The sequence below is a fragment of the Roseateles sp. genome (assembly GCF_039929605.1).
Classification (GTDB): domain Bacteria; phylum Pseudomonadota; class Gammaproteobacteria; order Burkholderiales; family Burkholderiaceae_C; genus Pelomonas.
The window spans coordinates 13489-35655 of record NZ_JBDSQX010000092.1 but is presented as its reverse complement, the minus strand read 5'-3'; the positions used below and the strand labels follow the sequence as shown (position 1 = coordinate 35655).

The 22167-nt window shown below is 68.8% G+C and carries 23 protein-coding genes; 15 read left to right on the top strand and 8 right to left on the bottom strand.

Annotated elements, in window-relative coordinates; genetic code table 11:
* Positions 1-786 carry a hydroxyacylglutathione hydrolase gene (gloB, locus tag ABIS05_RS12670; RefSeq protein WP_348013348.1) on the bottom strand — a complete coding sequence of 262 codons (786 nt, stop codon included), beginning with the start codon at positions 784-786 and terminating at the stop codon, positions 1-3.
* 34 nt (positions 787-820) lie between these two features.
* Here gloB and ABIS05_RS12665 point away from each other — a divergent pair, with 34 nt between their 5' ends.
* The 5 genes from ABIS05_RS12665 to dcd are packed head-to-tail and all read left to right on the top strand — an operon-like array spanning position 821 to position 6195.
* Positions 821-1537 carry a class I SAM-dependent methyltransferase gene (locus ABIS05_RS12665; protein ID WP_348013347.1) on the top strand — a complete coding sequence of 239 codons (717 nt, stop codon included), beginning with the start codon at positions 821-823 and terminating at the stop codon, positions 1535-1537.
* A complete protein-coding gene (gene rnhA, locus ABIS05_RS12660) occupies positions 1534-1998 on the top strand; it encodes a ribonuclease HI (RefSeq protein ID WP_348013346.1) in 465 nt (154 codons plus the stop codon). The genes ABIS05_RS12665 and rnhA overlap by 4 nt, the downstream gene beginning before the upstream one ends.
* 41 nt (positions 1999-2039) lie before the next feature.
* Positions 2040-4061 (top strand): amidohydrolase family protein, encoded by a 2022-nt coding sequence (locus ABIS05_RS12655; protein WP_348013345.1) that lies wholly within the window; start codon positions 2040-2042, stop codon positions 4059-4061.
* On the top strand, positions 4058-5617 hold the full coding sequence (locus ABIS05_RS12650) for an ABC transporter substrate-binding protein (protein WP_348013344.1): 1560 nt from the start codon (positions 4058-4060) through the stop codon (positions 5615-5617). Before ABIS05_RS12655 ends, ABIS05_RS12650 begins: the two co-directional genes overlap by 4 nt.
* A gap of 11 nt (positions 5618-5628) precedes the next feature.
* A complete protein-coding gene (gene dcd, locus ABIS05_RS12645; RefSeq protein WP_348013343.1) occupies positions 5629-6195 on the top strand; it encodes a dCTP deaminase in 567 nt (188 codons plus the stop codon).
* Positions 6196-6222: 27 nt separating this feature from the next.
* On the opposite strand, the gene ABIS05_RS12640 is transcribed toward dcd, so the two are convergent.
* Positions 6223-6708 carry an SRPBCC family protein gene (locus ABIS05_RS12640; RefSeq protein WP_348013342.1) on the bottom strand — a complete coding sequence of 162 codons (486 nt, stop codon included), beginning with the start codon at positions 6706-6708 and terminating at the stop codon, positions 6223-6225.
* A gap of 218 nt (positions 6709-6926) precedes the next feature.
* Here ABIS05_RS12640 and ABIS05_RS12635 point away from each other — a divergent pair, with 218 nt between their 5' ends.
* The 4 genes from ABIS05_RS12635 (at position 6927) to ABIS05_RS12620 (ending at position 11363) form a co-directional block, all read left to right on the top strand.
* Positions 6927-7643: a sigma-70 family RNA polymerase sigma factor gene (locus ABIS05_RS12635; RefSeq protein WP_348013341.1), complete on the top strand. Its 717-nt coding sequence runs from the start codon at positions 6927-6929 to the stop codon at positions 7641-7643.
* Between the two features lie 10 nt (positions 7644-7653).
* Positions 7654-8460: a cupin domain-containing protein gene (locus tag ABIS05_RS12630; protein WP_348013340.1), complete on the top strand. Its 807-nt coding sequence runs from the start codon at positions 7654-7656 to the stop codon at positions 8458-8460.
* Positions 8461-8577: 117 nt separating this feature from the next.
* Positions 8578-8946: a hypothetical protein gene (locus ABIS05_RS12625; protein WP_348013339.1), complete on the top strand. Its 369-nt coding sequence runs from the start codon at positions 8578-8580 to the stop codon at positions 8944-8946.
* A gap of 230 nt (positions 8947-9176) precedes the next feature.
* On the top strand, positions 9177-11363 hold the full coding sequence (locus tag ABIS05_RS12620) for a S46 family peptidase (protein WP_348013338.1): 2187 nt from the start codon (positions 9177-9179) through the stop codon (positions 11361-11363).
* A 196-nt stretch (positions 11364-11559) separates the two neighbouring features.
* Here the strand turns inward: ABIS05_RS12620 and ABIS05_RS12615 are convergent, their stop codons facing one another.
* The gene (locus ABIS05_RS12615) at positions 11560-12120 is read right to left on the bottom strand and encodes a YceI family protein (protein WP_348013337.1); all 561 of its coding nucleotides are present in this window, start codon (positions 12118-12120) and stop codon (positions 11560-11562) included.
* Positions 12121-12200: 80 nt separating this feature from the next.
* Between ABIS05_RS12615 and ABIS05_RS12610 the strand changes: the two genes are divergently transcribed.
* The 5 genes from ABIS05_RS12610 to ABIS05_RS12590 are packed head-to-tail and all read left to right on the top strand — an operon-like array spanning position 12201 to position 15711.
* Positions 12201-13523, top strand: a complete 1323-nt coding sequence (locus ABIS05_RS12610; RefSeq protein ID WP_348013336.1) for a hypothetical protein — start codon at positions 12201-12203, stop codon at positions 13521-13523.
* 14 nt (positions 13524-13537) lie between these two features.
* Positions 13538-14101 carry a DUF1566 domain-containing protein gene (locus tag ABIS05_RS12605; RefSeq protein WP_348013335.1) on the top strand — a complete coding sequence of 188 codons (564 nt, stop codon included), beginning with the start codon at positions 13538-13540 and terminating at the stop codon, positions 14099-14101.
* A gap of 31 nt (positions 14102-14132) precedes the next feature.
* Positions 14133-14459: a YnfA family protein gene (locus ABIS05_RS12600; RefSeq protein ID WP_348063265.1), complete on the top strand. Its 327-nt coding sequence runs from the start codon at positions 14133-14135 to the stop codon at positions 14457-14459.
* Entirely contained in the window at positions 14456-14842 is a 387-nt protein-coding gene (locus tag ABIS05_RS12595; protein ID WP_348013333.1) for a DUF4440 domain-containing protein, read from the top strand. The genes ABIS05_RS12600 and ABIS05_RS12595 overlap by 4 nt, the downstream gene beginning before the upstream one ends.
* Positions 14842-15711 carry an alpha/beta hydrolase gene (locus ABIS05_RS12590; protein ID WP_348013332.1) on the top strand — a complete coding sequence of 290 codons (870 nt, stop codon included), beginning with the start codon at positions 14842-14844 and terminating at the stop codon, positions 15709-15711. The genes ABIS05_RS12595 and ABIS05_RS12590 overlap by 1 nt, the downstream gene beginning before the upstream one ends.
* A 3-nt stretch (positions 15712-15714) precedes the next feature.
* Here ABIS05_RS12590 and ABIS05_RS12585 read toward each other — a convergent pair whose 3' ends face one another.
* From ABIS05_RS12585 to ABIS05_RS12565, 5 genes are all read right to left on the bottom strand, one after another.
* Positions 15715-16845, bottom strand: a complete 1131-nt coding sequence (locus ABIS05_RS12585) for a serine hydrolase domain-containing protein (RefSeq protein WP_348013331.1) — start codon at positions 16843-16845, stop codon at positions 15715-15717.
* Between the two features lie 64 nt (positions 16846-16909).
* Positions 16910-18463 carry a methyl-accepting chemotaxis protein gene (locus tag ABIS05_RS12580; RefSeq protein ID WP_348013330.1) on the bottom strand — a complete coding sequence of 518 codons (1554 nt, stop codon included), beginning with the start codon at positions 18461-18463 and terminating at the stop codon, positions 16910-16912.
* A gap of 167 nt (positions 18464-18630) precedes the next feature.
* A complete protein-coding gene (locus tag ABIS05_RS12575; RefSeq protein WP_348013329.1) occupies positions 18631-19785 on the bottom strand; it encodes an alpha-hydroxy acid oxidase in 1155 nt (384 codons plus the stop codon).
* Between the two features lie 67 nt (positions 19786-19852).
* Positions 19853-20770, bottom strand: coding sequence for a LysR substrate-binding domain-containing protein (locus tag ABIS05_RS12570; protein ID WP_348013328.1), 918 nt, complete (start codon positions 20768-20770; stop codon positions 19853-19855).
* Between the two features lie 37 nt (positions 20771-20807).
* A complete protein-coding gene (locus ABIS05_RS12565; protein WP_348013327.1) occupies positions 20808-21554 on the bottom strand; it encodes a tetratricopeptide repeat protein in 747 nt (248 codons plus the stop codon).
* A 148-nt stretch (positions 21555-21702) separates the two neighbouring features.
* On the opposite strand from ABIS05_RS12565, the gene ABIS05_RS12560 reads away from it, so the two are divergent.
* Positions 21703-22059: an MmcQ/YjbR family DNA-binding protein gene (locus tag ABIS05_RS12560; protein ID WP_348013326.1), complete on the top strand. Its 357-nt coding sequence runs from the start codon at positions 21703-21705 to the stop codon at positions 22057-22059.
* Positions 22060-22167 lie beyond the last annotated feature (108 nt).

The window sequence follows — 22167 nt, the reverse complement described above, 5'->3', positions numbered from 1 at the left end:
TCATCGGAATCCGTTCTTCCATTCGCGCAAGGTGGCGAAGACGTCGACCGGGCTGGGCGCGGTCGGCAGTTTGAGAGGGGCGCGGCGCCGCGCGGCGTCACGCAGGGCGGGTTCGGTGCAGCGCAGGAAGGGGTTGATCTGCCGCTCGATGCCGACGCGACCGGGCAGCGTCGGTCGGCCAGCGGCGCGCTCGGTTTCGCACCAGGCGGTGTAGGCCGCGAGGGCGGGGTTGGCGGGGTCCACCTCGCGCGCAAAGTGCAGGTTGGACAGCGTGTATTCGTGGGCGCAGCAGACGCGCGTTTCAGGCGGCAGCGCGGCCAGGGACTGCAGCGAGGCGTGCATCTGCGCCGGCGTGCCTTCGAACAAGCGGCCGCAGCCGGCGCTGAAGAGGGTGTCGCCGCAGAAGAGCAGCGGATCACCGTTGGGCACGTCGGCCGCGAAGTAGGCGATGTGCCCGGCGGTGTGGCCGGGCACGTCCATCACCACGAAGCGCAGGCCCAGCAGTTCGACGGTGTCGCCACCGCGTACAGGGCTCACCGGCTCGGGCATCCTCTCGCGGGCCGGTGCGTAGATGGGGCCTTGCAGGCGCGGGCGCAGCGCGTCGACGCCGCCGACGTGATCGGCATGGTGGTGGGTCAATAGAATGCCGGCGAGCGTGAGGCCCCGGGCATCGAGCACCGCGGCCACCGTAAGCGCGTCGCCGGGATCGACGACCAGGCCCTCACGGCCGTTGTCCAGCAGCCAGAGGTAGTTGTCGTCGAAAGCGGGGAGAGGCGTGAGCGTCAACGTGAGCGTCACCAGTAAAGGGGCGAGTATAGATTTGGCAGCCTGGCTGCAAACCGCGCCGGGCCGTTACCTGCTGGCGTGGGAGCAGGCGCAGGTGGATGTGGCCGTGGCCGACCTGTTCGGCTTCCACGCGCTGCAGCTCGGCATGCCCGAACTGAACGGTCTGCAGACCAACCGCATGCCGCACCGCTGGCTGGCGGGCGTGGACCCCATTTGTCATGTTCAGTGCGACTTCGAAGCCCTGCCGTTCGACAGCGCCAGCCTCGACCTCGTGCTGCTGCCGCACGCGCTGGAACTGGCCTGCGACGCCCATGCGCTGCTGCGCGAGGTGGAGCGCGTGCTGCGGCCGGAGGGGCGGCTGATCGTCTTCGGCCTGAACCCCGCCAGCCTGTGGGGCCTGCGCCAGAACCTCGGGCGGCTCAAGCGCGGCGGCGATCCCTATCTGCCGCGCGATGGCGACTTTATCGGCTACTGGCGGCTGCGAGACTGGCTCAAGCTGCTGAGCTTCGAGGTCGAGGCGGCACGCTTCGGCGTCTATCGCCCGCCGCTGCGCACCGAGGCCTGGCTGGACCGCTGGCAGTGGACCGAGGCCGTGGGTTCGCGCTGGTGGCCGGTGCTGGGCGCCGTGTATTTCATCCAGGCGGTCAAGCGCGTGCACGGCATGCGCATGATCGGCCTGGCCAAGAACTCCCGCGCGACGGCCAAGAAGGCAGCGGCCGTCGCGTTGAACAACCATCACAAAAAAGAATGACCGAACCCACCCCACCTGCACCCACCATCAAGCGCCCGCAGGTCACCATTTACACCGACGGCGCCTGCAAGGGCAACCCGGGCCCCGGCGGCTGGGGCGCGTGGCTGCACAGCGCCGGCCACGACAAGGAACTCTTCGGCGGCGAGCGCGAGACGACCAACAACCGCATGGAGCTGATGGCGCCCATCGAGGCGCTGGCCTCGCTCAAGCGCAGCTGCGACATCGTCGTCTACCTGGACAGCGAATACGTGCGCAAGGGCATCACCGAATGGATCATCAACTGGCAGCGCCGCGGCTGGAAGACGGCCGACGGCAAGCCGGTGAAGAACGCCGACCTGTGGCAGCGGCTGGACGCGCTGCGCAAGCTGCACGCGGTGGAGTGGCGCTGGGTGAAGGGCCACGCGGGCGACCCGGGCAACGAGCGCGCCGACATGCTGGCCAACAAGGGCGTGCCGCGCTGAGTACAGTGCGCGCCACTTAGATCAATCCCAGGGGATCGCCCATGAAGCTGTTGCCCCCCTTGCTCGCCGTGCTGCTGATGGCGGCCGGCGCGGCCCAAGCCCAGACGCAGACCTACACCGTCGTCTGCGTGAAGACCTCCTGCGGGCGCCTGTTGGTGAATGAGAGCGCTGGCAAGCTGGAGACGGATTACAGCTACCGCAACAACGGCCGCGGGCCGGACCAGAAAGAGACACTGGAGTTCGCACCCGATGGCGCCTGGATGGCCTACCGCACCGAGGGCGTAGCCACCTACGGCGCGCGCATCGCCGAGAGCTTCGAGCGCAAGGCCGATGGCAAGGCGGTGTGGCGTTCGCCAGTGGACAGCGGCGAGCGCGCCGGCCTGGCTCGCGACGCCGTCTACCTGCCCGTGCAGGCCAGCCCCGCCTGGGCCGCGCGGCTGGCGCAGAGCCTGCTTGCGGCCAAGACACCGCGCATCGAGGCGCTGCCCGCAGGCCGGTTGTCCATCGAGCGCGTGCAGCGTCTGTCCGTGCCAGGGCAGGCCTACGAGATTGGCCTCTACGCCATCACCGGCATCGAGCTGGAGCCTAGCTACCTGTGGCTGCGCGAGGACAACCGCGCCCTCTTCGCCCAGGTCTACCCGGGCTGGGGCGGCACGGTGCTGCAGGGCTTCGAGGCCGAGATCGACCGCCTCAGCGATGCGCAGAAGGCTGCGCAGTTCGCCCATCTGCAGCGCCTGGCCAAGGAGTTGCCGCAGCCGCTGCCGGGGCTGACGGTCATCGAAGGTGTGCGCTGGTTCGACTCGCAGGCGGCCGTCCTGCGCGGCCCGTCCGACGTCTACCTCCAGGACGGCCATATCGCCTTCATCGCCAAACCGGGCACGCTGAAAACCGCCGCGCCGGCCCAGCGCATCAGTGGCAAGGGCCGCACGCTGCTGCCCGGCTTCGTCGACATGCACGCCCACGTCACGCCAGGCGACTTGCTGCTGAACCTGGCCGCCGGCGTGACGGCGGTGCGCGATGTGGGCAACGACAACGCCGAGCTGGCGCAGCTGCGTGGCCGCATCGACCGCGGCGAGGTGCTGGGCACGCGCATCTCGGCCAACGGCTTCATCGAAGGCAAGAGCCCGTTCTCGTCGCAGGCTGACTTCGTGCCCGACAACCTGCCCGACGCGCTCGCCGCCATCGACTGGTATGCCGCCCACGGCTACCGCCAGCTCAAGCTCTACAACTCCATCCGCCCCGAATGGGTGAAGCCCATGGTGGCCCGTGCGCGCGAGCTGGGCCTGCGCACCGGCGGCCATGTGCCGGCCTTCATGACGGCGGCACAGGCCGTCGAGGCCGGTTACGACGAGCTGCACCACATCAACCAGGTGACGCTGAACTTCCTCGTCGGCAAGGGCGACGACACGCGCACGCTGCTGCGCTTCAACCTCGTCGGCGACAAGGCGGCCGACCTCAAGCTCAACGACCGCCGCACGCAGGATTTCATCGCGCTGCTGAAGAAGAAAGGCACCGTCGTCGACGCGACGATGACTGCCTTCGAGGGCACCTACACGCAGCGCCAGGGGCAGCCCAGCGCGAGCTATGCGATGGTGGCGGCCAACCTGCCGGCCGTCGTGCAGCGCAGCTTCCTGTCGGCGGAAGTCGACATGGACGACGCCAAGGCCAAGCGCTGGGGTGCGAGCTGGAAGGTCATGATGGACCTGCTGCGCCGCATGCACGCCGCCGGCATCCCGCTGGTGGCCGGCACCGACGCGACGGCGGGCTTTGCCTTCCAGCGCGAGCTGGAGTTGTATGTACAAGCCGGCATCCCGGCCGCGCAGGCGCTGAAGATCGCGACCTGGAACGGCGCGAAGTACAGCGACCGGCTGAACGAGATCGGCAGCATCGAGCGCGGCAAGCGCGCCGACCTGTTGCTGGTGGACGGCGACCCGGTGGCCGACATCCGCGCCATCCGGCGCGTGGCGCTGGTGATTCAGGGTGACAAGGCCCTGTCGCCCGCCGCGCTCTATCAATCGATGGGCATCCTGCCCTTCGTGCCGTCGGCGGAGATCACGAAATGAAGCGCCTCGCTGCCCTGTTGCTAGCCCTACCTTTGATGGCCGGCGCCGACACGACGCTGCGTTTCTGCACCGCCGGCAGCCCCAAGACCTTCGACCCGGCGATGACCGACAGCTACGTCGACCATGTCGCCCACATGCCCGTATTCAGCACCCTCATCGAGCTCAAGCGCGGCACCGACCAGCTCATCCCCGGCCTGGCCGAGAGCTGGAGCCTCAGCCCCGATGGCCTGGCCTACACCTTCGAGCTGCGCCGCGGCGTGAGCTGGCACACCGCGGAAGGCTTCAAGCCCACGCGCGAGTTCACTGCCGACGACGTCGTCTTCACCTTCGGCCGCCTGCTCAGCCGCGACAGCGAATTCGCCAAGGCATTCCCAAGCGTGTCGCCCTACGTCATGTCCTTCGGCTGGGAGAAGCTTGTCCAGAAGGTCGAGAAGCTGGGCGACCACCAGATCCGCATCACACTGGCCGAACGCGATGCGTCCTTCCTGTCAGCGCTGAGCTTCACGTTCACGATGATCCAGTCGGCCGAGCTGGGCGCCCAGTTGCTCAAGGCCGGCACGCCGCAGCGCATCGCGCAGATGCCGGTCGGCACCGGGCCCTTCCAATTCAAGAGCTTTCGAGCTGACAGCGTCATCCGCTACGTGAAGCACCCGACCTGGTGGCGCAAGGACGAGCGGCCCCGCGCTGACCAGCTCGTCTTCGCGGTCACGAGCGACGCCAGCGTGCGCGCCCAGCGCCTCAAGCGCGACGAATGCGACATCGCTGCCCCGGTTGGCCCGGCCGAACTGGACGAGCTGAAGAAAGACCCCGCCATCAAGCTCGCCACCGCGCCGGGCATGAACGTGGGCATCCTGGCCTACAACACCAAGCGTGCGGCCCTGTCCAAGGTCGAAGTGCGCCAGGCCCTGGATATGGCCATCGACAAGGCCACCATCGTTCGCACGGTCTACGGCGAGGCTGGCGCGCTGGCCAGCAGCATCATTGCGCCAGCCAATTGGGCGCATGACGCCTCACTCAAGCCAGCCCCTTACGACCCGGCGAAGGCCAAGGCCTTGCTGCATAGGGCTGGTGTGCTGCCGCTGAACATCACGCTGTGGGCGATGCCCGTGGTTCGCAACTACAACCCCAACGGCCAGCGCATGGCGCAAATGATCCAGGCGGATTGGGCCAAGGTCGGTGTCACAGCTCGCATCGTCACCTACGAGTGGGGCGAGTACCTGCGGCGCATCGATGCTGGCGAGCACGACACGGCCCTGAGCGGTTGGAACAGTGACCCCGAGCCCGCCAACACCTTCGGCCAACTCAGCTGTGGCGCCAACAGCGGCACGTCCTGGTGCAGCCCGGCCTATGACAAGCTGCTGGCCGAAGCCCGCCAGGCCCTCAAGCAGGAGGACCGCAAGGTCATCTACGCCAAGGCCCAGCGCATCGCGATGCAGGAACTGCCCTGGACCCCCATCGCGCACGGCCGCCTGGCCGTGCCCGAGCGCGCGGCGGTCAAGGGCTTTGTGCTGGACCTGGACGGCGGCATGTATTTCGATGGGGTTCTCCCCCGATAAGAGGAACAGAGATGAGCATCAAGAGCGACAAGTGGATCCGCCGCATGTGCGAGCAGCACGGCATGATCGAGCCGTTCGAGCCCGGCCAGGTGCGCGAGCAGAACGGCCAGAAGATCGTCAGCTACGGCACCAGCAGCTACGGCTATGACATCCGCTGCGCGCCCGAGTTCAAGGTCTTCACCAACATCCACAGCACGGTGGTGGACCCGAAGAACTTCGATGAGAACAGCTTCGTCGACATCAACAAGGACGTCTGCATCATCCCGCCCAACAGCTTCGCGCTGGCGCGCACGCTGGAGTACTTCCGCATCCCTCGTAACGTGCTCACCATCTGCCTCGGCAAAAGCACTTACGCCCGCTGCGGCATCATCGTCAACGTGACGCCCTTTGAGCCCGAGTGGGAAGGCTATGTGACGCTGGAGTTCAGCAACACCACGCCGCTGCCGGCCAAGATCTACGCGGGCGAAGGCTGCGCGCAGGTGCTGTTCTTCGAGAGCGACGAGGTCTGCGAGACCAGCTACAAGGACCGCGGCGGCAAGTACCAGGGGCAGGTGGGCGTGACCTTGCCTAAAGCTTGAGCTGTTGAAGCCCGTTTTCGCGGGGCTTCAGTCACCCATCAAAGCCAAGTACTGGATCAAGCCGATCCGCCCCGCCCGCATCACCCGCTTGTGGTTCCAGCGGAACACCGGCCCCAGCAACGGCGCCAGCCAGCGCAGGATGCCTGGCGGCAGCGTGACGCGCCAGACGAAGGTGACGTCCGTGTGCCCGCCCAGCGCCGGCAGCGCTTGCTGCATCAGCCAGATGCCTTCTCCCGCCAGCGTGCCGGCCGCGCGGGCGCGCAGGCGTTCCTCCTTCAGCACCTCGGTCACTTCCAGCTGGAGATGGAGCCGGTAGCCCAGGCCGGTGCGGAAGCTGATCTCTTGCAGCAGGCCCACGCCGGTGCCGTCGCCGCTGCGCAGTTTCTTCACGCCCACCACGCCCGGCCACCAGCGCGGCCAGTGCTCGGTTTCGGTGATGGCTCGCCACACGCTGGCGACCGGCGCATCCAGGCGCCAGTGGCTGACGAGGTCGAAATAGGCGATCTGGGACATGTGAAAGCAATACGACCCGCGGGGCAGGGTGGATGCCAGAGGCCTTGATGCGAGTACCCTGCATCCAGAAACAAGTTTGCTGCGTAGCTATTGTCGTGACCTTCGCTTCCCCCTTCTCCCCGTTCTCCGCCACCCGACCCCAGCCTTGCCTGAGCATCCGGCGGACAGGGCGCGGGTCGTGAACCGCATCTGCATCAATCGTTGGCTAGAGGTTTGACATGGCCATTCCACACTCCATGGCGCCCGACGAATCGCCCCCTGACGCGGCGTCGTTGTTCGATGTGCAACCGGACGAGACCGAGCAGGACTGCGCTGAAGCCGTGGCCGACATCGCAGCCGCCGTCCGCGCGGGTTGCCCGGCGCCGGACGACACCCAGCTGCAAGCCTGGATAGGCGGCATCGTCGAGCACGACGAACGTGCCTTGCTGGCCCTGTACGAAGCGACGCTGTCGCGCGTCTACGGCCTCGTACTGCGCCTGGTGCGGCGCAGCCAACTGGCCGAGGAGGTGGCGGAAGAGGTCTATTTCCAGGTTTGGCGCCAGGCGCCGCGCTTTGACGCCGAACGTGGCCGGCCGCTGACCTGGCTGCTGGGCATGGCCCGCTCACGCGCCATCGACGCCATCCGCCGTGAGGCCCGCTTCCAGCATGAAGAGCTGGACGAAGAAGCCGCAGCGATGTCGGCGCCGGCCACGCAGTCTGGTGACGAACTGCTCGCCGTGGCCCAGGGTCATGCCGAGCTGCACCGGGCCTTGCTGCTGCTCAAACCCCAGCCGCGCCAATTGGTGGCGCTGGCCTTCTTCAACGGCCTCTCCCACGAGGAGATCGCCAGCCAGACCCTGCTGCCCCTGGGCACGGTCAAGTCGCAGATACGCCGCGCGCTCATCACGCTGCGCGAGACGTTGGGCGACGCCGGCGCGCACGCACTGCCGGCCTGAAGGTGACGCCATGACGATGATCTCCACCCCTCCCGAATCCAACAACGACGACCTGAGCCCCTTGCTCAGCGAGCCCTTCGCCCGCGCCTGGGCCGCGCCTGCGCCCGGCGTGTCGGGCCGGCTGGCCGAGCGGCTGGGCCAACGCCTGGCTGAATCCTTGAAGGCCGAGGAGGGCATGGTGACGGTGCGCCGCCGCAAGTCCGAGGCGGAGACCTTGGGCGAAGGTGTTCAACAGCGCGTGCTCTACCAGGCGCCGTCCAGCCGCGCGGCACGCCCGGGCGAGCCGCGCGCCGCCAGCATCATTGAGCTGCAGGCTGGCGCGCAGTTGACGCTGCCGGTCGGCGGCGCGCGCGAATTCCTGGTGCTGCGCGGCAGCGTCGGGGCCGACGGCGAGACCTTGGGCTTGCACGATTTCCTGCGGCTGCCGGCCGGCATGGCTTTACATCTGAGCAGCGAGGACGGGGGCCACGTCTTTGTTCGCGAGGCGGAAGGCGAGGGCGGTGAGCGCACGCTGGTGCGTGACCGCGAGGCCGGCTGGCCCGAGTTCGCGCCCGGCATCGCCCGCCGCGTGCTGTGGACGGCCGGTGGCGAGGCCGCGCTGCTCTACCGCGCCGACCCCGGCGCCCAGGTGCCCGGCCACGGCCACGGCCACGACGAGGAATGCCTGACGGTGCAGGGCGAGATCTTCCTGGATGACGTGCTGCTGCAGGCGGGCGACTACCAGCTTGCGCCGGCGGGGTCGGGTCATGTGGTCACCGAGACGGACACGGGCGTCATCATCTACGCCCACGGCGACCTGGACCTGCAGTTCAGTTGAGCGGAACTTGAGCGGCATCAACGGCAGTTAGCCGGGTCATTTCGGGCTTTATCCGGCCTTCGCTTGGCCGAGGCCTCGGCACGATGGGAGCCATTCCGTCCGAGCCTGGAGGCCGCCATGCTGATTCCCCTGCACCTGATCCCCGTCCCCGCCGACGAACCTCGCGGCCTGGGCGACCCGGGCCATGCGTGGGCCGGTCTCAAGATCGCGCCGGGCGTGCATCTGGGCGACATTCGCGCACTGGGCCTGACGGGGGTGGGCGCGGCGAACGGCCCGGTCAGCACCAGCAGCCTGCTGCGCTTCGGCCAGCTGATGAACGACGCGGGCCTGGCCATCAACCCCACCCGCATGCTCTACGACCGCCACTACGCCTACGAGCGCCTGGCCGATGGCCACGCCTGCGACCACCCGGGTCTGCGCGATCTGGCGCTGGAGCTGTTTGAGGCCTACCAGGCGGCCGGTGAATGGATCGGTTTGGCGCATTGAAGCCCCCCGTCCAAGGCCTTGCCTTGGCCGGTCCCCCAAGGGGGCGGCGATGCTTGCAGCGTTGAGCCGCAAGCAACATCGCCATGACGGGCCGGCTTGGGAGCGGCCGGCACTCGGCCCGAACTGAGCCAGCTCCGGGCTTTCCCTGGACCGAAGCCTGTCTTTCCTCACTCGGGGGTTCTGAGCCCTGCGGGGTAACCTCGCGGTTTCGCCTTTCAAGCCGACCGCCCATGACCCGTTTCTCCCTCTCGCTGCTCGCCGCCGCTGCGCTGGCAGCCACCTCCGCTCATGCCGACGAAGGCATGTGGATGCCCAAGCAACTGCCCCAGATCGCCAAGGCCCTGAAGGACGGCGGCCTGGCATTGGACCCGGCCAAGCTCAATGACCTGACCGCTTTCCCGATGGGCGCGGTCGTCAGCTTGGGCGGCTGCACGGCCAGCTTCGTGTCGCCTCAAGGCCTGGTGGTCACCAATCACCACTGCGCCTACGGCAGCATCCAGTACAACTCCAAGCCCGACCGCGACCTGTTGAAGACCGGTTTCTACGCCGCCACGCTGGCCGATGAACTGCCCGCCGCGCCCGGTAGCCGCATCCTCGTCACCGTCGCCATGAAGGAGGTGACGGCCGACATCCTGAACGCCAAGACGGCCGCGTTGACCGGCAAGGCCCGCACCGACGCCGTCGAGGCGACCGAGAAGCAGCTCGTCGCCGCCTGCGAGGCCGACGCCGGCCACCGCTGCAACGTCTACCCCTTCTTCGGCGGCCTGCAATACCAGCTCATCAAGCAACTGGAGATTCGGGACGTGCGCCTGGTGCACGCACCTGCCACCGGCGTGGGCCTGTTCGGCGGCGATGCCGACAACTGGATGTGGCCGCGCCACACCGGCGACTACAGCTTCTACCGCGCCTATGTGGGCCCGGACGGCAAGCCGGCTGACTTCAGCAAGGACAACAAGCCCTACGTGCCCAAGCACCACCTGCAGGTGGCCTCGCCCGTGACTAGCCCGCTGAACGACGGCGACTTTGTCATGGTGGCCGGCTACCCGGGCCGCACCAACCGCCACCGCCTGCCCACCGAGGTCGACTTCGCCTTCGGCTGGCAGCAGCCGGCGCTGGCCAAAGCCCTGGGCGAGTCCATCGCCCTCGTCAAGGCGGAAACGGCCGGCCGCCGCGACGGCGAGATCAAGATGGCCTCGCGCATGCAAGGCCTGCAGAACTATTACAAGAACCTGGAAGGCCAGCAGCAGAGCTGGGACGGCAGCGACATCCTGGCCCGCAAGCAGGCCGACTTCGCCAAGCTCAAGGCTTGGGTCAACGGCGACGCGAAGCGCCAGGCGCGTTACGGTGCCGACCTCGCCGCCACCGAGAGCCTGCTGGCCGAGCGCCAGGGCATCCAGCGCGCGGAGCTGCTGGCCAACTTCATGACGCCGTCGCTGCTGACCGCCGCGCGCCAGCTCTACCTGCTCGCGCAGGAGCGCGCCAAGCCCGATGCCGAACGCAAGAGCGGCTACCAGGACCGCGACCTGCCGCGCATCCGCGCCAGCCAGCAGTCGCTGGATCGCCGCTACGACGAGCCCACCGACAAGCGCCTGGCCGCCCATTTCCTGGCGCAATACCTGGCCCAGCCCGCCAACACGTTGAACCCCGCTTGGGTGGATGTGTTCAGCCTCAAGGCCGGCCAGGACGAAGCCAGCATCCGCGCCCAGATCGACAAGGTCTACGCTGCCAGCAAGCTGTCGGACACCGCCACCCGCATGAGCTGGCTGGACAAGGACGTGGCTGCCTTCAAGGCCAGCGATGACGCCCTCATCAAGGCCGCCGTGGCGCTCTACGACGACGACCGCCGCCTGGAGAACCGCGACAAGGAACTCGCCGGCAAACTGCAGAAGGCCTATGCCGGCGTGCAGCAGGCGCTCATCGACTACCACGCCAGCCGTGGCGAGACGGCCTACCCCGACGCCAACAACACGCTACGCATCAGCTTCGGCAAGGTGCAGGGCCGCACGCCGGGCGCCGACGGCAGCAACTGGACGCCCTTCACCACCGTGGACGGCATCGTCGCCAAGCACAAGGGCCCGGACGAAGCGGGTGGCGAGTTCAACGCGCCCGCCGAGCAGCTGGCCGCCATCAAGGCGCGCAACTTCGGCATCTACCGCGTCAAGTCGCTGAACTCGGTGCCGGTGAACTTCCTGTCCACGCTGGACACCACCGGCGGCAACTCCGGCAGCCCGGTGCTGAACAAAAAGAGCGAACTCGTCGGCCTGCTGTTCGACGGCACGCTGGACGCCGTCATCTCCGACTGGGACTTCAACCCCAAGATGGTCCGCAGCATCTGCCTGGACTCGCGCTACATGCTGTGGCAGATGAGCACGGTGGACAAGACGACGCGCATCTTGCAAGAGATGGATGTCAAGTAAGCGTCGTCTGGCGCACAGCACAACCGGCTCCGAGAGACCGGTTTTTCATTTCATGCGGGCCGAGCGCCGGGCCGCTCCCAAGCCGGCCCGCCTTGGGCGATGTGCCTGCGGCTCAACGCCGCGTGCATCGCCGTCCCCTCGGGGGACCGACCAGGCTCGCCCGCGTTCAGCGCGGCGAGACTGGGCGAGGGGCTCACTATTCCTTGGCTAGTGCCTCTACCTGGATGCGCAGGTTCACGTCCATCTTGAAGCCCCAGTCCTTGCCTGCGGCCAGGCCGAAGTCGTCGCGGTTGAAGCTGCCCGACGCGTCCGCGCCGCACAGCTCGCGCTTGAGCATCGGGTGCGGGATGCACTTGAGCTGGTGGACGGTCAGCGTCACGGGTTTGGTCATGCCGTTCAGCGTCAGATCGCCCACCAGTTTGGCCGGCAATGCGCCTTCAAAGCGGCCCTTGAAGCTGGCGCTCGGGTTCTTCTCGACGTTGAAGAACTTGTCGCCCTTGGCCCACGCGTTCATCGCGTCCAGGCCGAAGTCGATGCTGGCCAGCTCCATCTGCACGTCCACGCTGCCGACGCCCGTGGCCTTGTCGTAGACGATGCTGCCGCTGTTCTTGTTCAGCTTGCCGCGCCAGACCGACAGGCCGCCCATGTGGTCGGCCTCGAAGCTGGGGTAGGTGTGGGCCGGGTCGATGTTGTAAGTGACCGGCGCGGCTTGGCCGAGGGTGGTGATGAGCAGGGCGATCAAAGGCAGGCGCTTCATGGGGTTCCTTGGGGTTGGGGATGCCTGACACTACGACGAAGCAGGCGCCCTGATTTCGACGGGCGCCCATCATCGCCGCCATGAAACATCGTTTACTGCTCTCGCTAATGACGCTGGCCCTCGCCGCCTGCGCACCGCTGCAACCCCAACAGAAGCCCGCGGAGAAGCGCTACAGCGCCGCTGAGCTGCTGGCTCTCAAGCCCGCCGACTTCGCTTGGCCGGGCATGTCCACCGACGGCGAACGCGCGCTGCGCGAGGCCGCGCTGGCCGACATCCGCGCCCGCATCGCGCTGCCACCCGGCCCCGAGCGCGATGTGGCGTTGCCCCAGCTGTTCGACCTCGTCGCCCAGTACAACGCCGAGATCCCCGCCGCGCGGCCGCTGCTGCTCGAAGCCCTGCCGACGCTCGCCCAGCGCGACCCCGAGTTCCAGCGCGCGCTGTTGACCGCCGCACACACGCTCTACTCCGGTGAGGCCGCGCCGCTGATCTGGCCGCTGCTGCCCCAGCTCACCGCCAGCAAGCCCTTCGCCATTGCGGCCTACACGCTGCTGCTGGCCGACGGCGCTGCGGCAGACACCCTGCGCACGCTGGTGCCGCGGCAGTTCCCCGCCTGGGCCGACGACCCGCGCCTGACCGCGTTGATGCGCCGCCTCAATCCTTCGGCCGCCGTGCCGCCGCCGCTAGCCGACCTGCTGGCCGCGCCGCTGCGCGCAGGCTTCCCCGTCATCGTCAGCCTGCAACGCCCCGGCCGCCAGCAGATGGGCCTGACCCTCGTGCGCGGCGCCGACGGCCGCTTCGTGCGCGATGCCGCCGGCCAGCTGTTCACCTCGCCGCAGCTCGCGCTTTCGCGCAGCGGCCTGCCGGGCACCATCACCAATGGCAACACGCCGCAGGGCCTGTTCACGCTGGTGGGCGCCGGCACGGCCACCAATCCCAACATCGGCCCCACGCCCTACCTGCACAGCAAGCTGCCGGTGGAGGCGAGCGTGGCCGAGTTCGAGCACGTCGCGATCGCCGACACGCCGGATTGGAGCGAGGCTGTGTACGACAGCTTCCTGCCCGAAAGCTGGCGCGGCGTGTCACCGTTGAAAGAAGCTTGGCTGGCTGGCCGCGCCGGGCGCGACGAACTGCTGGTGCACGGCACAACCATCAACCCGGCCTACTACGTCGGCACGCCCTATTTCCCAGGCACGCCGCAGCAGGGCTGCATGATCTCTGCGGAGAGCTGGGACCCGGCCACCGGCCGCCTGCTCGCCAGCGGGCAGCTGGCGCTCGCCCAGATCTACGCAGCCGCAAGCACGCGCGCTGACCTTGCCGGCTATCTGATCGTCGTCGAGTTGCCGGGCGAGGGGCCCGTCACGCCGGCCGAGGCGCTGGCGTTGGTGAATGCGGCGGGCCGCTGAGGCAGGATGCGGTGATGCGCCTCACTCTGCTCGCCACCTTGCTGGCGGTCGTACTTCCGGTCCGGGCCGCTGAACCAGCATCCGCCTCGCCCGGCCTCGTGCCCGCTGCCGATGGCATGGAACTCGTGGACGCCGCGAGTGGGCAGGCCTGGTCACGCTGTGTCGAAGGCATGCACTGGGACGGCCGCACCTGCCAGGGCGAGGCGGCGCTGTTCACGCATGCCGAGGCACTGGCGATGGCACGGGCCCGCAGCGAGGCCGAGGGCCGCGCCTGGCGTGTGCCGCGCGTGCCCGAGATCAAGCAGTTCGGAGGCCGGCTGGCACACACACCGCAGCCGGCCACACTGGCGCCTGCCGCGCCTGCGGGCTGGTACTGGACGAGCACCGTGCGCATCGAGAGCGAGGCGGTGAACCCCTACGCCTACCGCAACGTGCAGCGCGGTGCGACCGAGACCCAGGTCAACCGGCTCGCGGTGCAGGTCGGCTGGGCGGTGGACGCGCGCAGCGGCGACGTGCGCGGCGACATGCCCAAGCGCCAGCGCCTGCCACTGCGGTTGGTGCGCAGTCTGAAGCTCTGAGCATCTACCGGCAGGCCCGCGCGTGGACGTGTTGAAGACCTTCGCCCTCCTTGTCGTCACCGCCGTGGCCGAGATCGTCGGCTGCTATCTGCCCTGGCTGTGGCTCAAGCAGGGCGGCTCGGCCTGGCTGCTGCTGCCGGGCGCTGCCAGCCTCGCGCTGTTCGCCTGGCTGCTGTCCCTGCACCCGACGGCCGCCGGTCGCGTCTACGCGGCCTACGGCGGCGTCTACATCGGCGTGGCCATCGTCTGGTTGATGGTGGTGGACAAGGTCAGGCCGACGCTGACCGACTGCATCGGCGTGGCGCTGTGCCTGGCGGGCATGGGCGTCATCATGTTCGGGGCGCGGGCGGCGTCATGATCGGACTGTTGAGCGAACTGCGGCGACTGGAGATCGGGCTGCATCACCCCGGCGTAAGGCTGGACGAGGCCCGGCTACGGGCCCTGCTGCATGCCGACTTCCGCGAGGTGGGCCGTTCGGGTCGCGCATACGACCTTGCGACCGTGTTGCGCTTCCTGGCCGAGCAGGGCGCCAGCGCTGAGGGTCCGCCGGACGTCGTGCATGATCGCTTTACCGTGCGCGCGTTGGGCCCGGCGTCGGCGTTGCTGACCTACCGCTCGGCGCATCGCCTGCCCGACGGCACGCTGACGCGGCACACGCTGCGCTCCTCGGTCTGGCTGCGTGAGGCCGAGAGCTGGCAGCTGTTCTATCACCAGGGCACGCCGGCCGAGGTGGCCTGGTGATGGAGGCTGGCTGCCGGCTTGCGCGCGTGCATGACGCGGTGCAAGGCGTGGACCTGCCGCTCGCGCTGATGTACCCGGTCCAGGCCGCCGCCACGACGCGCCGCCTCGGACCTTACGAAGTCCACGCGGCCTGGGATGCGCCGCCGGCCGGTGCGCATCTGCCCCTCGTCGTGCTCTCACACGGTAACAACGGCTCGCCGTGGACGCTGGGCGACCTGGCCGCCGACTTGGCGCGCGCTGGCTTCGTCGTCGCGCTGCCGGAACACGTTGGCAACAGTCGCAGCGACAGCAGCCTGGCCGGCACGCTGGCCAATTTGCGCAACCGCCCGCGGCATCTGTCGTTGGCGATTGACGCGGCGTTGGCGGACGACGTGGTTGGCGCGTGTGTTCGCCGCGGCCCGGTGGCTGCTGGTGGCATTTCCATCGGCGGATACACGGCGCTGGCTGCGGCCGGCGGGCACGCATGGTGCGGGCCGCACGAGTCGCGCGACGGCCAGCCGCAACCGGTCGACGCGACGCCCGATGCCCGTATCGGCGCGCTGGTGCTTCTGGCGCCGGCCACGTTCTGGTTCGCGGCTGACGGCGCGCTGGGCGACGTGGCGCAGCCCATCCTTCTGCGCAGCGGCAGCCGCGACGCGATCACGCCGGCCCTGCATGCCGGGCGCGTGCTTGGCGGCGTGCCCGACCCGTTGCGCGTCGAGCACGAGGTGGTGGAGGGCGCCGGGCACTTCTCCTTCCTCGGCGTGTTCCCGCCGGCGATGACGCGGCCGGACTTTCCACCCTCGCAGGATCCGCCTGGTTTCGACCGAGCGGCCTATCAACCGAGGCTGTTCGCCGACGTCGCGGACTTCCTGCGCCGCAGCCTCTGACGCTCAGTCGACAAAGCGCATCTCGCCGTACTCCCAGCGCCACGGCGTGCCGGTGTCGCCGAGGATGAACTCGACGAGGCGGGGGAAGGCCGCTTCAGCCCGCACGTCGTTGGCGAGGATGACGACGCAGCGCTTGCCCGCCTTCAAGCAGACCCAGGTGTTGCCCGTGCTGTCGTTGTGCCCGCCCTTGTAGAAGCCCGGGCCCTGCGGCCCGGTGAAGGCGATGACGCCGAGGCCGGCGGCGAGGTCGGGGCGGCGTTTTTCGGGCGGCAGTTCGGGTTGCAGCGTGGGGAACTGCGTGGCCGTCGTGATGGGCAGGTGCGGCGCGGTGAGCGTGGCCAGGTTGGTGCCGTTGATATAGCCCGCAGCCATCTTGGCCATGTCGGCGATGGTCGTGTCCATCGAGCCCGCCACGCGCACCTTGCTGCGCTCGTCGTGCGGCTCGACGCTGCCGTCCTCCTTCCAGCCGTCGGCCAGGTTGGGGCGGAAGTCGGCGCGCCACATCAGGCTGGTGCGTGTCATGCCTAACGGCGTGAACACGCGGCGTTGCACCTCCGCGCCCACGTCCAGCCCCAGGCCGCGCTCCAGCACGAATTGCAGCAGGATCAAGCCCTCGCCGGAGTAGGCGTAGCGCGTGCCGGGCTCGAAGTGCATGCGCGGCTTGCGGTCGGGCTCCAGGAAGGCGAAGTTGGCGAAGCCGCTGCTGTGCGTCAGCAGCATGCGAGCGGTCAGCTGGCGCCAGCGTTCGTCGCCCGACAGGTCTCGCCAGGGGCCGGACTTGGGGTCGGCGGGATAGTCGGGCAGCGGCCGGTCGAGGTAGGCGGCCAGCGGGCGGTCCAGGTCGAGCCTGCCTTCATCCACCAGCTGCATGACGAAGTGGCCGAACACGGCCTTGGTCAGCGAGGCGCCGTACATGACGGTTTCGGGCAGCAGCGGGTCACCTTGCGCATTGCGCCGACCATAGGCCCCGACATGGACGATGCGGCCTTCCTCGACGACGGCCACGGCCAGGCCCTGGGCATGCGACGACGCCATCAGCCGCGCGGCCTCGGCGTCGATGGCGGCAGTGGAGGGCAGGGCCGCAGCCAGCAGCGGCCAGGCGGTGATGAGGCAGGCGAGCAGGTAGCGGCGCATTGCGTCAGCTTAACTGCACGATGAGTGCTAGGCCAAGCGGCGCCAGGGCAGCGGCCGTGGGGTATCAGCCGAGGGTCGGCTGTGCCTTGAACGCAGCCACGGCATCTGCGAGCACCAAGGCCTGCTGCCTCAGGCTGGCTGCGGCTGCGGCGGCTTCCTCAACGAGGGCGGCGTTCTGCTGCGTGGTGTGGTCGAGCTGTTGCATCGCGCCGTCGATCTGCGAGATGCCGGCCGTCTGCTCCGACGCCTCGGCGGCGATCTGTGCGATCAGCGCGCTGACGCCTTCGACATGCGCCACCACCTCGCCAATGGTCTCGCCGACGCCCGAGATCAGCGTGGAGCCACCGTCGATACGTTCCACCGATTCGTTGATCAGCGTCTTGATCTGCTTGGCGGCCTCGGCGCTGCGCTGGGCCAGCACGCGCACCTCACCGGCCACGACGGCAAAGCCGCGGCCCTGCTCACCGGCCCGAGCCGCTTCGACGGCGGCGTTGAGCGCCAGGATGTTGGTTTGGAAGGCAATGCCGTCGATGACGCTGATGATGTCGGCAATGCGGCGGCTGGCCTGCTGGATACCGGCGAAGGTGTCGACGACGTTGCGCATCGCAGCGCCGGTGTGTTGCGCCACTTGGACGGCATCGTGAGCCAGGCGCTGGGCGTTCTGCGCATTGCCGGCCGTGCTCTGCAGGGTGGTGGTCAATTCCTCCATGGACGCCGCCGTTTCCTGGAGGCTGGACGCCTGCGCCTCGGTGCGTGCGCTCAGGTCCTGGTTGCCTTGCGCGATCTGCCCGCTGGCGGTCGACACCCCGTCGACACCTTGGCGCACGGTCTGGACCAGGTCGTTGAGGGTCTGGCGCATGGCGTGCATCGCCGCCATCACGCTGCCCGCCACGACCGCGCGCTGCACTGGCTGCAGGGTCAGGTCACCGGAGGCGACCCGGTTGGCCACGGCTGCAAGCTCATGCGGCTCGCCACCCAGCTGGCGGGTGATTCGCCGCGTGATGAGCAGCGTCGCCGCCGTGGCGATCACGCCGCTGGCCAGGCCGAGGCCGAGGATGAACAGCAGGCGCAGACGGTTTTGCGCCGCCGCGTCTTCATAGGTCTGCCTGGCCACGTCGATCTGCAGGTCCAGCAGCGCGTCAAGGCTCTCCTGTGCGGCGGGTGACAAGGCGCTGACCTGGGTGTCGAGCACCCGATGCGCAGCGGTGTAATCGCTGCGGCGCAAGGCCTCGGCAGCGGGCATCAAGCCGTCGCTGACATAGGTCTGCATGGCGGCCTGCTGGAGCTTTGCGAGCGCCGCCTCCTTGGGCGTCAGGGTGGTGGCGAGGTAGGCCGTCCATTCGACCTGCGCCTTGGCGCGGTTCTTGTCGAACTCGGTCAAGCGCTTCTGGGTCTTGGCGGCATCGGCGCTGTCCGCAGCATCGTTAAGGATGATGCGGTCGCGGGCCGCGAGGTAGCGGATGTCCCCCAGCTGATGCATGGGAACGGTTCGGTCTTCGTAGATCGATTGCAGGGCCTCGTCGGACTGGCTCAGCGAGCGCCAAGCCAGCGACGCGGTGATCAGCAGCAGCACCAGCAGCAGGCCAAACCCCAGAGTCAGGCGTTGGGCCACAGTCATGGGTTGACGCATATTGACCTCGCGAGAGCTACAAAGTGGCCGGGGCACCGCTCCGGGCGCAATGCACTATTTTAGTGAAAACTCGCCGAAGAACGTTGCCCGCATGGGGAAGTGCGCCGCAATGTGAAATGTGACGCCACCCGTGCTGTTGGGCGACGCCGGACAGGTCAGGCCGTCGGGTAGGTCCCAGGCACGAGGATCTCGCGCGTCACGTTCTGCAGCTGCGTGTGGCCGCAGAAGGCCATGGTCACGTCCAGCTCCTTGTGCAGGATCTGCAGCGCCTTGGTGACGCCTTCCTCGCCCATCGCGCCCAGGCCGTAGGCCATCGCGCGGCCGATCATGGTGCCGCGGGCGCCCAGGGCCCAGGCTTTCAGCACGTCCTGACCGGAGCGGATGCCGCCGTCCATCCAGACCTCCGTCTGCGAGCCCACCTCGGCCACGATGGCTGGCAGCGCATGGATGCTGCTCGGCGCGCCGTCCAGCTGCCGGCCGCCGTGGTTGCTGACGACGATGGCGTCGGCCCCCGCCTGCACGGCCAGCCTGGCGTCTTCCGCTTCCATGATGCCCTTGAGGATGAGCTTGCCGCCCCACTTCTCCTTCACCCAGGCGATGTCCGCCCAGGACAGACGCGGGTCGAACTGCTCGTTCGTCCAGGCGGAGAGGGAGCGCATGTCGCTGACGCCCTTCACATGGCCGACGAGGTTGCGGAAGGTGTGGCGCTTCGTGCCCGCCATGCCCAGGCACCAGCGCGGCTTGGTCATCAGGTTGAGGATGTTGGCGAGGGTGGGGCGTGGCGGCGCAGTGAGGCCGTTCTTCAGGTCCTTGTGGCGCTGGCCGATGACCTGCAGGTCCAGCGTCAACACAAGGGCCGAGCACTTCGCGGCCTTGCAGCGGTCGATCATGCGGGCCATGGCCTCGCGGTCGCGCATCATGTAGAGCTGGAACCAGAACGGCGCCGTGGTGTTCTCGGCGATGTCCTCGATGGAACAGATGCTCATCGTCGACAGCGTGAACGGGATGCCGAACTTCTCGGCCGCGCGCGCCGCGTGGATCTCGCCGTCGGCGTGCTGCATGCCGGTCAGGCCCACCGGCGCGATGGCCACGGGCATCTTGGCGGCCTGGCCCACCATAGTCACCGCGGTGCTGCGGCCTTCCATGTTGACGGCCACGCGCTGGCGCAGCTTGATGGCCTGGAAGTCGCTCTGGTTGGCGCGGTAGGTCGTCTCCGTCCAGGAGCCGGAATCGGCGTAGTCGTAGAACATGCGCGGCACGCGCTTTTCGGCGAGCTGGCGCAGGTCTTCGATGCAGGTGATGACGGGCATGGTGGCTGAGGGTCCGGAGTGGCCGCGATGCTAGGCCCGCATGGCCCGGCGGAGGTCGGAAAAAACCTCAGGCTGCGGCGGAAGAGTTTTCCGTACCCAGCGCCTGGCAATGCGCCCGCAGCCAGCCCGCGAAGGCTTCGGCCGCCGGACTGGGGCGGTGGATGACCAACCCGTAGTGCCGCTCAGCCGGCACCGTCAGCGCAAAGGGCTGCACGAGACGGCCCTCGGCCAGCTCGTGGCGCGCGAGGCTCAGCCGCGCCAGCGCAACGCCCTGGCCGGCCAGCGCGGCGGCCAGAACCAAGCCCAGGTCCACCAGGCGCGGGCCTTCGTCGGGCTCGGGCGTGTCGCCCAGGCCGGCAGCGCGCAGCCAGGGCGCCCACGGCTGCAGTGGCGTGCGCAGCAGCGGCAGGGAGAGCAGGTCAGCTGGCCCGCGCAAAGGCGGGTGACCGGCCAACAAGGCGGGCGAGGCCAACGGCGTGAGTTGGTCGCGCAGCAGCACCTGCTCGGCCGCGAGGTCGCCCGGCACGGCGCCGTGGCGAATCTCCACGTCCGCACCTGCGTCGCCTTCGGCCAGCAGCGGGATGGAGAGTGTGAGCTCCAGCTCGACGTGCGGATGCGCGGCCGTGAAGCCGGGCAGGGCGGGCACGATCAGCTGGCGGGCGAAGGTGGGCGTGGAGCTGACGCGCAGCCGCTCCCGCTGCGGGCTGGCGCGCTGGTGCAGCGGCATTGCCTGCAGCAGCGCCAGGGCCTGGCGCACCTGGGGCAGGTATTCGTGGCCGGCAGCGGTCAGGCTCAGGCCCCTGGACGGCTGGCGCAGCAAGAGGGGTTGGTCCAGCCGCTCCTCCAGCCCGGCCACGCGCTTGGCCACGGCGCTGGCGGTCAGTGCCAGCTCGGCGGCTGCGGCCTCGAAGCTGCCGGCGCGGGCCACGGCGTCGAAGGCGAGCAGGGCGTCGAGCGAGGGCAGGCGGATGGGGCGCGGGGGCATACGGTCATCGTAGCCAGCCGGTGCGGCGAGGCAGGCTTCAGAAGGTGAGCGTCGTGGGGCCGGCATCGCGTGAGGCCGGTCGCAAGTAGTGGCCGAGCGTGCCGGCCATCGCCACCATGACGCCGGCGGCGAGCCTCCACGGTTGGGATCTCGTGGCCTGGGCGCTGCGTCCCGGTTGATGCTGCTCAGCAATGGCGAGCGCCAGCGACAGTTCCTGCTGGCGCTCCTGCAGCAGGAAGATCATCCGGTGCGGGTCGGCAAAGCGCAGCGCCAGCGCCCGAACCGCTTTCAACTCACGCTGCTGCACCCGCACGCCCTGGGGCCGCAGCGTGCAGCCCAGCGTGCGGCTGCGCAGGTAGAGCGCCTTGGCCGCCAGTCGGTCGGGCAGGCAACCCACGCCGGCGTGCAGGCAGTTGGCGAGGTTGAAGCTGGCCTCGGCATGGTTCTTGGCTGCTGCCGCGATATAGGCCGACAGGCCGCGCGATTCGTCGGTGGGCCCGCCCCGGCCGGTCATCAGCACCCGCCCGAGCTGGTAGCGCCCGATGACGCTGCCGCGCGCCGCCGCCTGCTCAAGCAGTGCCCGGGCCTGCACCGCGTCGGCAGGCATGCCCAGCCCTTCGAGCTGACACAGCCCGAGCATGGCCAGTCCATCGCGGTCGTTGCTTTCCGCAGCGGCGCGAAACCAGCCGACGGCGCGCCGATAGTCCGGCGACGTGGCGTGGAACAGCGCCAGGCCCTGCTGCAAGGGGTTGATGGCCGGCGCGGGGAGGTCACAAGGAGGCATCGCCGGATTGTGGTCACGGCCGCCACCCGGCTTCGGGTGTGCGGCCTGGCGCCTTCCAGCAAGTGAGCAGACTGCGGGAGGAATTCACGACCTCGGGTTAGGGCCGGCGTGGGCAGAATGCGTCATCACCCTGCCGGCTCACACCACCATGAGTTTTTCAGCCCTCGCCAAATTCGCCATGACCCTGCCCGGTGCCACGCAGGACGTGAAGTGGGGCGCCGACTGGGTCGCCAGCGTCGGCGGCAAAATGTTCTTCGTCGGCGGGCCGCACCCTGAGAAGTGGACGCATTGCAGCTTCAAGGTGGACGAGCATCGCTTCTTGGAGCTGACCGGCCTGCCAGGCTTCAAACCAGCGCCTTATGCGGCGCGCTATCACTGGGTCGCGGTGTCGGATGCGAAGGCGCTGCCTTTGGCGGAACTCAAGGCGCTGGTGAAGCGCTCGCACGAGTTGGTGGCCGGCAAGCTGTCGCGCAAGCTGCGGCTGAGCCTGGGGATAGCAGGTTAGGCGGGGCGTCATCGCGTCCTACAAGCGCAGGGCCTTTGTGCCGCCAGCGGCTACGCGCCTGTGCCCATAGACTTCGGCGCGGTGCTTTGGCCGCAACCGGCGAAGGCG

Bases quoted from the DNA above. Each gene is read 5' to 3' on its own strand.
- ABIS05_RS12575 (WP_348013329.1), bottom strand. From the start codon at position 19,785: ATGCCCGTCATCACCTGCATCGAAGACCTGCGCCAGCTCGCCGAAAAG.
- ABIS05_RS12605 (WP_348013335.1), top strand. From the start codon at position 13,538: ATGCGCCTCACTCTGCTCGCCACCTTGCTGGCGGTCGTACTTCCGGTC.
- ABIS05_RS12655 (WP_348013345.1), top strand. From the start codon at position 2,040: ATGAAGCTGTTGCCCCCCTTGCTCGCCGTGCTGCTGATGGCGGCCGGC.
- ABIS05_RS12630 (WP_348013340.1), top strand. From the start codon at position 7,654: ATGACGATGATCTCCACCCCTCCCGAATCCAACAACGACGACCTGAGC.
- ABIS05_RS12570 (WP_348013328.1), bottom strand. From the start codon at position 20,770: ATGCCCCCGCGCCCCATCCGCCTGCCCTCGCTCGACGCCCTGCTCGCC.
- ABIS05_RS12650 (WP_348013344.1), top strand. From the start codon at position 4,058: ATGAAGCGCCTCGCTGCCCTGTTGCTAGCCCTACCTTTGATGGCCGGC.
- ABIS05_RS12590 (WP_348013332.1), top strand. From the start codon at position 14,842: ATGGAGGCTGGCTGCCGGCTTGCGCGCGTGCATGACGCGGTGCAAGGC.
- ABIS05_RS12620 (WP_348013338.1), top strand. From the start codon at position 9,177: ATGACCCGTTTCTCCCTCTCGCTGCTCGCCGCCGCTGCGCTGGCAGCC.
- ABIS05_RS12595 (WP_348013333.1), top strand. From the start codon at position 14,456: ATGATCGGACTGTTGAGCGAACTGCGGCGACTGGAGATCGGGCTGCAT.
- dcd (WP_348013343.1), top strand. From the start codon at position 5,629: ATGAGCATCAAGAGCGACAAGTGGATCCGCCGCATGTGCGAGCAGCAC.
- ABIS05_RS12625 (WP_348013339.1), top strand. From the start codon at position 8,578: ATGCTGATTCCCCTGCACCTGATCCCCGTCCCCGCCGACGAACCTCGC.
- ABIS05_RS12560 (WP_348013326.1), top strand. From the start codon at position 21,703: ATGAGTTTTTCAGCCCTCGCCAAATTCGCCATGACCCTGCCCGGTGCC.
- ABIS05_RS12580 (WP_348013330.1), bottom strand. From the start codon at position 18,463: ATGACTGTGGCCCAACGCCTGACTCTGGGGTTTGGCCTGCTGCTGGTG.
- ABIS05_RS12565 (WP_348013327.1), bottom strand. From the start codon at position 21,554: ATGCCTCCTTGTGACCTCCCCGCGCCGGCCATCAACCCCTTGCAGCAG.
- ABIS05_RS12640 (WP_348013342.1), bottom strand. From the start codon at position 6,708: ATGTCCCAGATCGCCTATTTCGACCTCGTCAGCCACTGGCGCCTGGAT.
- ABIS05_RS12610 (WP_348013336.1), top strand. From the start codon at position 12,201: ATGAAACATCGTTTACTGCTCTCGCTAATGACGCTGGCCCTCGCCGCC.
- ABIS05_RS12635 (WP_348013341.1), top strand. From the start codon at position 6,927: ATGGCCATTCCACACTCCATGGCGCCCGACGAATCGCCCCCTGACGCG.
- ABIS05_RS12585 (WP_348013331.1), bottom strand. From the start codon at position 16,845: ATGCGCCGCTACCTGCTCGCCTGCCTCATCACCGCCTGGCCGCTGCTG.
- ABIS05_RS12615 (WP_348013337.1), bottom strand. From the start codon at position 12,120: ATGAAGCGCCTGCCTTTGATCGCCCTGCTCATCACCACCCTCGGCCAA.
- rnhA (WP_348013346.1), top strand. From the start codon at position 1,534: ATGACCGAACCCACCCCACCTGCACCCACCATCAAGCGCCCGCAGGTC.